Source organism: Streptomyces botrytidirepellens, from assembly GCF_003721215.1.
In the GTDB taxonomy this organism is placed as follows: domain Bacteria; phylum Actinomycetota; class Actinomycetes; order Streptomycetales; family Streptomycetaceae; genus Streptomyces; species Streptomyces himastatinicus.
Genome location: NZ_RIBZ01000712.1, coordinates 1 through 7,555 on the forward strand (window position 1 = coordinate 1; position 7,555 = coordinate 7,555).

Annotated in this window: 5 protein-coding genes and 1 tRNA gene; 3 read left to right on the forward strand and 3 right to left on the reverse strand. The window is 73.0% G+C overall.

Features of this window, described 5'->3' with window-relative positions; translation table 11 throughout:
• Window positions 1-112: 112 nt before the first annotated feature.
• Window positions 113-1,444 carry an ABC transporter substrate-binding protein gene (locus EEJ42_RS36615; RefSeq protein ID WP_246097604.1) on the reverse strand — a complete coding sequence of 444 codons (1,332 nt, stop codon included), beginning with the start codon at window positions 1,442-1,444 and terminating at the stop codon, window positions 113-115.
• A gap of 273 nt (window positions 1,445-1,717) precedes the next feature.
• Between EEJ42_RS36615 and EEJ42_RS36620 the strand changes: the two genes are divergently transcribed.
• Complete coding sequence (locus EEJ42_RS36620) at window positions 1,718-4,678, forward strand: glycoside hydrolase family 2 TIM barrel-domain containing protein (protein ID WP_184503448.1); 2,961 nt, start codon at window positions 1,718-1,720, stop codon at window positions 4,676-4,678.
• 99 nt (window positions 4,679-4,777) lie between these two features.
• Here the strand turns inward: EEJ42_RS36620 and EEJ42_RS36625 are convergent.
• Window positions 4,778-4,850, reverse strand: a tRNA-Glu gene (locus tag EEJ42_RS36625).
• A gap of 81 nt (window positions 4,851-4,931) precedes the next feature.
• On the reverse strand, window positions 4,932-6,401 hold the full coding sequence (locus tag EEJ42_RS36630; RefSeq protein WP_123106505.1) for a metallophosphoesterase: 1,470 nt from the start codon (window positions 6,399-6,401) through the stop codon (window positions 4,932-4,934).
• 149 nt (window positions 6,402-6,550) lie between these two features.
• On the opposite strand from EEJ42_RS36630, the gene EEJ42_RS36635 reads away from it, so the two are divergent.
• Together EEJ42_RS36635 and EEJ42_RS36640 are read left to right on the forward strand one after the other, a co-directional pair.
• On the forward strand, window positions 6,551-6,901 hold the full coding sequence (locus tag EEJ42_RS36635) for a metallopeptidase family protein (RefSeq protein ID WP_184503447.1): 351 nt from the start codon (window positions 6,551-6,553) through the stop codon (window positions 6,899-6,901).
• A 154-nt stretch (window positions 6,902-7,055) separates the two neighbouring features.
• Window positions 7,056-7,555 (forward strand): hypothetical protein (locus EEJ42_RS36640; RefSeq protein ID WP_123106506.1); only part of this gene is annotated, 500 nt, incomplete at its 3' end.

Sequence of the window (7,555 nt, forward strand, 5' to 3'; positions counted from 1 at the left end):
GCCCCGGCGGGCTCACGGTGAGCGGCGGCCCGGCGTCGCCCGCCGGGCCGCGGCTCGGTGGCCGCTGTCGTGGAGACAGCAGTCGTGATCCCCGAGTGGCCCAGGGGCTGGGTCACTTGGCAACTCCCTGGGACTTCAGCTCCTGCTGAAGGGTGGAGTTCAGCTCGCCCAGCCCGCTCTTGACGCTGGAGCCGCAGTTGGCGAAGAGCTTGTTCAGCGACTCGGCGGTGTCCTGGCGGATGGGCTGGTAGTTGATCGCGGACGGGAAGGGCTTGGAGTCGCTCGCGTACGCGTCCGAGAAGATCTTCCACCGCGGGTCGTTGTAGACCTTGCCGGTGTCGACCTTGGTGTTGACCGACAGCCGCACGACGGGGGCGTCGGGGGCGGTCATGCCGAGCTTCTGCGCCTCGGGGCTGATCAGGAACTCGGCGAGCTTGCGCTGCTGCTCGGACTTCTTCGAGCCCGCCATCAGATAGACGTTCTCGCCCTCGGCGAGCACGGTGTTGCCGTCCGGGCCCTTGGGCGCGGGGATGACCTCGAGCTTGTCCTTGCCGGGGGTCTTGTCGAACAGCGGGAACTCATAGGGGCCGGTGAGGGAGATGCCCACCTTGCCCTGGGTGAAGAAGGGGTACGAGTCGCCGGTGGTCATCGTGAGCGAGCCGGGCTGGGTGACCTTGCTGGAGCAGTACAGGCCCTTGAGCCAGGTGACCGTCTTGACGTTCGCGGGGGAGTCGGCGACCGCCTCGTACTTCCCGCCGCCGCGCGAGGCGACGATGTCGCCGCCACCCTGCCAGATGAAGTTGGAGGCGAACCAGGCCAGGTAGCCGTTGTTGGTGGAGCCGGGGACGAGGAGGCCGTACGTGTCCTTCTTGCCGTTGCCGTCCGGGTCCTCATTCGTGAACGCCTTGGCGACGTCGAGCAGTTCGGCCCAGGTCTTGGGGGCCTTCTTGCCCACCTTTGCCAGCCAGTCCTTGCGGATGAACATCCCCTGGGCCTGGCGGGAGAACGGAATGCCGTAAGTCTTGCCGTCGGTGCCGACCGCGCCGGACCAGGCGGTGCCGGTGATGTCGGAGGTGCCCTTGATCGCCTTCTTGTCGATGGGCTGGAGCAGTCCCTGGGACTGGTAGTTCCCGAGGCTTCCCATGTCGTTGACGGTGACGTCGGGCAGGTCCTTGGAGGCGGCGCGCTGCTGGAGGAGCTTGTCGAAGTCGACGACGGGCTTGTAGTCGACCTTGATGCCGGTTTTCTTGGTGAAGGCGGCGAATATCCTCTTGTAGGCCTTCGCGTCCACGGTGTCGCTGCGGGTCCACACCTCCAGCGGGCCCTTGGCATCGCCACCGCCGCTGCCGCTGGTGCTCGCGCCGCATCCGGCGACGAGGGAACCGGCGAGTGCCGCGCATGCCAGAGGTGCCAGTCGCCTCGTTGTGGCTGAGTGTCTGAACATGGCCACCGCCCGTTCGCATAGATGAACACTGGTTATGTTTACGAACCAGATGGCGGGACGCTAGAGCGCTCCGGGGAGGCTGTCAATACTTGTTTCGCTCTGTGCTGTGTTGTTTGCTAAGCCGGAATCATCACCTCCATATCCCTGTCTGAACAGGGCATCTCTCCTGCCGTCGGGAGGCTCCCCGACAATGATCAACACGCGCCCGGGCGCCCCGCCGGGCGTGCGACCCGTCTTGCCGTCGCTGCGGCAGCCTGATCCCGGAGGTCAGTCATCGGACTCCGCCGACGCTCATATCGCGCCAAGATCACGTACTACGAGGACCCCTCGCCCGGCACCGGAGCGCTCGCCCCCCGCGCCGCCTTCCGCTCCGACGCGCGGACCCTCTCGCTCAACGGCGACTGGGACTTCCGGCTCTTCCCCACCGTGGCCCACGCGGAGGCGGCCGATGCAGACGAGGGCACAGCTGACGGCTGGGAGAAGCTCCCCGTCCCCTCCCACTGGGCCCTGCACGGCCACGACGCCCCGCAGTACACCAACATCCGCTACCCCTTCCCGGTCGACCCGCCCCGCGTGCCCACTGAGAACCCGACCGGCGACCACCGCCTCGTCTTCGACCTCCCCGACGACTGGCCAGGGCCGGACGAAGGGGCCGACGGCCGCACCCTGCTGCGCTTCGACGGCGTGGAGTCCTGCTACCGGGTCCGCCTCAACGGCCGGGAGCTGGGCACGGCCAAGGGCAGTCGGCTGCCGCACGAGTTCGACACCGGCCCCCATCTGCTGCGCCGCGGCAATGTGCTGTCCGTACGCGTCCACCAGTGGTCCTCCGGCAGTTACGTCGAGGACCAGGACATGTGGTGGCTGGCCGGGATCTTCCGTGGCGTCACGCTCCTCCACCGGCCCGAGGGCGCCGTCCGGGACGTCTTCGTGCACGCCGGGTACGACCACCGCACCGGCCACGGCACCCTGCGCGTGGACGCGGTCCCGGCGGCCGGCCGCGTCACCGTCCCCGAGCTGGGGCTGACCCTCGCCACGGGCGAGACCGTGACCGTCCCCGGCGTCCAGCCCTGGTCCGCCGAGGTGCCCCGGCTGTACGAGGCGCAGCTCGCGACCGACGGCGAGCGCGTCCCGCTGCGCCTGGGCTTCCGTACCGTCGCCGTCGAGGACGGGGTGATCACGGTCAACGGGCGGCCGCTGCTGCTGCGCGGGGTCAACCGCCACGAGTTCCACCCCGACCACGGCCGCGCCGTCCCGTACGCCACGATGCGCGAGGACGTGCTGCTGATGAAGCGGCACAACATCAACGCCGTCCGCACCAGCCACTACCCGCCGGACCCCGCCTTCCTCGACCTGTGCGACGAGTTCGGGCTGTGGGTGATCGACGAGGCCGATCTGGAGACCCACGGCTTCACCTACGACGACTGGCGCGGCAACCCGGCCGACGACCCGGCCTGGGAGGAGGCCCTGATCGACCGGGCCGCCCGGATGGTCGAGCGGGACAAGAACCACCCGAGCGTGATCATGTGGTCGCTGGGCAACGAGTCCGGCACCGGCCGCAATCTGGCCGCCATGTCCCGCTGGATCCGGGACCGCGACCCGGACCGTCTGATCCACTACGAGGGCGACCGGTCCTGCGAGCACACCGACGTCTACAGCCGGATGTACGCCTCGCACGAGGAGGTCGAGGCGATCGGCCGCCGCGCCGAGCAGCCGCTGGACGACCCCCGGCTGGACGCCCGCCGCCGCGCCCTGCCGTTCATCCAGTGCGAGTACGCGCACGCGATGGGCAACGGGCCGGGCGGCCTCACCGAGTACCAGCGGCTGTTCGAGACGTACGAGCGGCTCCAGGGCGGCTTCGTCTGGGAGTGGATCGACCACGGGCTGCGGGCCCGGGACGCCGCCGGGCGGCCGTACTTCGCGTACGGCGGCGACTTCGGCGAGCCGCTGCACGACGGCAACTTCTGCGCGGACGGCCTGCTCTTCCCCGACCGGACGCCCTCCCCGGGGCTGCTGGAGTACAAGAAGGTCGTCGAGCCGGTCGGGATCTGCGTGGACGCGGCCGCCCGCACCGTCCGCGTCACCAACAAGTACGACGTGGTCGACCTGGCGGGGCTCGCCTTCGGCTGGTCACGCGAGGTGGAGGGGCGCCGGGTGGCCGAGGGCGCGCTGGAGGTGCCGCCGCTCGCCCCCGGGGAGTCCGCCGAGGTGGCGCTGGCGGAGGCCGGGTCCGTCGCGGAGGACGACGGCGAGGAGTGGTGGACCGTCCGGGCCGTCCTGGCGGACGACACCGCCTGGGCGCCCGCGGGCCACGAGGTGGCGTGGGGCCAGGCCCGCGCCCGGGGGCCGGCCGCCACGCGTACGCCCGGGGCGCGCATCACCCCCGTACGCGCCTCCAGCGCCGACGGCGGCGCCCTCACCCTCGGCCCGGGCACCTTCGACCCCCTCGACGGCAGCCTCCGCACCCTCCACGGCCTGCACGTCGCCGTCCCGCCCCGGCTGAACGTCTACCGCGCCACCACCGACAACGACCGCGGCCCGGACGAGGAGACGTCCGTCGCCGCGCAGTGGCACCGCCACGCCCTGGACCGGATGCGGCACCGCTGCGACGGCGTCACCGTGGACGGCGAGTCGCTGGTGGTCACGGCGCGGGTGGCGCCGCCCGGGGGCTTCTTCGGCCTCTGCGTCGTCTACCGCTGGACCGGCGAGCGGACGTCCGACGGCACCCGGCTCGACCTCTCCGTCGACATCACCCCGGACGGCGAGTGGCCCTGCCCGCTGCCGCGGCTCGGCGTGGCCCTGGGCATCCGGGCGCCGCTCGACTGGATCGAGTGGTACGGCGGCGGCCCCGGCGAGTCGTACCCCGACACCCGGCGCGCGGCGCGCATCGGCCGCTGGGCGACGACCGTGGACGGCTTCCAGACGCCGTACGTCTTCCCGCAGGAGAACGGCAGCCGCGGCGACGTCCGCTGGGCCGAGCTGCGCGGCCCGGACGGCGGCGGGCTGCGTATCGAGGGCCGCCCGGCCTTCGCGCTCACCGCGCGCCGCTGGACCACCGGGCAGCTGGAGGCCGCCCGGCACCCGGCCGACCTGGTCCCGGACGAGGTGCTCCACCTCGACCTGGACGCGGCACATCACGGCATCGGCACCGCGTCCTGCGGCCCGGGCGTCCTCGCCCCGTACGAGCTGCGGGCCACCCGGACGCGGCTCGGCGTCGGCTTCACCCTGCCGCGCTGAGCGCGGCACACGGCACGGCGGTACACAGCACGGCGGTACACAGCACGAAGGCCGCGCCTCGCTCTGCGAGACGCGGCCTTCGCACCAAAACCATGTGGGTGCCCCCAACGGGATTCGAACCCGTGCTACCGCCTTGAAAGGGCGGCGTCCTGGGCCACTAGACGATGAGGGCCGATGGCCCACCTGGGCGCCTCACGGCGCTTTCGGGGACGCGAGAAGCATATGGGATGCCGGTGAGGTTCGCCAAAACGGTTTACGGAGCGGTCGGCGCCGGGGTCGCGCCGGGCCGGTTCTCGGCCGGGAGGTGACGGCTGACCTCGGCCTTGGCCAGCCCGAGCCCGCCCAGATCGATCTCGTCCCAGGCCTGGAGCCGACGGGTGTCCCGGTCCAGGTAGAGGACCGACGCCTGCACCGTGTCGGGCTCGGCGTCGTCCACCGCGCGCAGCCCGCTGCCGCCCGTCGAGCCCTCCGTCATCAGCCGGGTGCCGCCGGGCAGCACCTCCGTCCGGCGGTGGTGGACATGACCGGTGAGGGCGAGCGGGACCGTGCCGTCGGTCTCCCGGGCGGCGAGGGGGTTGTGGGCGACGGCGATGTCCACGGGCGCGCCCTTCGCCTTCCGGGCCCGGATCGCGCCGGCCAGCTCCCGGCCCGCCCGGTGCTCGGCGGCGTCGCCCGCCACCGCGGCGGAGCGGTCCGGGGTGAACTGCGGGTCGCCGATGCCCGCGATCCGCAGGCCCCCGACCGTCACCGTCCGGCCGCCGTCGACGACGTGGACGCCCTTGCGGCCGGACAGATGGCGCTGCGTCGTCGCCGAGTCGTGATTGCCGCGTACCCACACATAGGGGGCGCCGAGGTCGGAGACCGGCTCCAGGAAGCCGTTCTCGGCGGCGGTGCCGTGGTCCATCGTGTCGCCTGTGTCGATGATCACGTCGATCTTGTACTGCCGGACCAGCGACTGGACGATGTGCCAGGCGGCCGGGTTGAGGTGGATGTCCGATACGTGTAGGACCCGCATCGTCGTCGGGTCGGGCCGGTAGGCGGGCAGGGTCGAGGTCGCCTCGTACAGCTGCGTGACATTGGTCACCAGCCGGGCCAGCTCCCGCTGGTACACGTCGAAGTCGCTGACGATGCTGCGCGCGTTGCCGACGACCGACGGGGCGCTCGACAGCAGGCCCGAATAGCGCGGCTCCAGCACCGAGTTCGGGTTCCAGGTCGCGTACGCGGCGCCTCCCGAGGCGGCCAGCAGCCCCAGCGCGAGGCCGCCCGCGGCCAGCGCCCGGCGCGGGCGGCGGTAGACGGCCAGGCCCAGCGCGGTGGCGCCGAAGACGACGGCCGCGCAGGAGCGCACCGCCAGGTCCCGGGTGCCGCGGACGACATCGCCCGCCACTTCCTCCTGGAGCCCGGACAGCCGCTCGGGGTGGTCGACCAGCGCCGCGGACCGGATCGGGTCCAGCCGGTCCACGTCGACGTCGAGGCGGAGCGGGGCGTGGTGGCTGCGGAGTTCGAGGGCGCCGAGCGGGGAGACGTTGATCTCGGTGCCGCCGGTCAGGGACGGCCGGAGCGCCATCCGGGTGTCCATCGGGCCCACCGAGGCGTGGACGCTCCCGACGACCAGCAGCCCCATCCACGCCCCGAGGAGGGTCACCGCGGCCAGCCCGGCGGCGCGGAAGACCGGCCGCGGCCGCTCGGTGGCGGCGGCGAGGGGGAGCGGGGCGCGGGCCATGGGGCCCGTATGCCCGGCCGCAGGTCCCGTATGCGCCGCCGCCCGGGCCGCCGTACCGGGGCGTACGACCCGCCGCTCCCGGCCGCCCGGGTCACCATTCCCGGGCGCGGACCGTCCCGTTCCGGCCGCGGCTGTCCGACAATGGCCACGTGCTGGAGATGACGCGCGAGGAGTTCGAGGAACTGGTCGCCGAGGCGCTGGACCGGATCCCGCCGGAGCTGACACGGCTGATGGACAACGTCGCGGTGTTCGTGGAGGACGAGCCGCCGTCCCACGACCCCGAGCTGCTGGGGCTCTACGAGGGGACGCCGCTCACCGACCGCGGCGAGTGGTACGCGGGCGTCCTGCCCGACCGGATCACGATCTACCGGGGGCCGACGCTGCGCATGAGCGCGACCCGCGAGGACGTGGTCCAGGAGACCGAGGTGACCGTGGTCCACGAGATCGCGCACCACTTCGGCATCGACGACGAGCGGCTGCACGCGCTCGGCTACGGGTGAGGGCGCGGGCGGGGACGCGGGCGGGCCGGCGCGCGAGGTCGCGGCCGGTGTGCGCCCGCTTCCGGCGCACGGGTTACGCCGCACGCGTGTCCTAAGGGGGGCGGGGCCAGTTGGGCACTGCGTCACAGCCCTGCGGCCTGGAGGTGTCCCACGCATGTCTGGAACCCCCGCTCCTCGCACCGACCGTTCCCCCCGGACCGACGCGCCCCGCGCCTCGCGCGCCCCCCGCGTCTCGGCGCGGAGTGCCGTGGTGGTGACCCTGGTGGCCGGGGCCCTGGCCCTGGGCGGCTGCATGAGCATCTCCGACGACCCCGGGAAGCCGGACCGGCACCGCGGCGGTTCCGACAAGGGCGGCGGGGCGGCGGAGCCCGGCGGCGGCGTGGTGGTGCGTACGGACGACCAGGGGCACACGTACACGGTGGCGCCGCGGGACGCCAAGGGGCACAAGCGCAAGGGCGGCGAGCGCCGTTCGCCGTCGGCGTCCGCGAAGGCGGAGCCCGGCGCCGAGCCCTCGCCGTCGGCCGGGAAGCACGGTTCCCCGGCGCACCGCCCGGTGCCCTCCCCGCCGCCGGAGCCGGGCCAGCCCGCGCCCACCGAGGCCGCCCCGGAGCCGCGTCCGACGAGCCCGGCGCCGAGCGCGCCCGACCCCAAGCC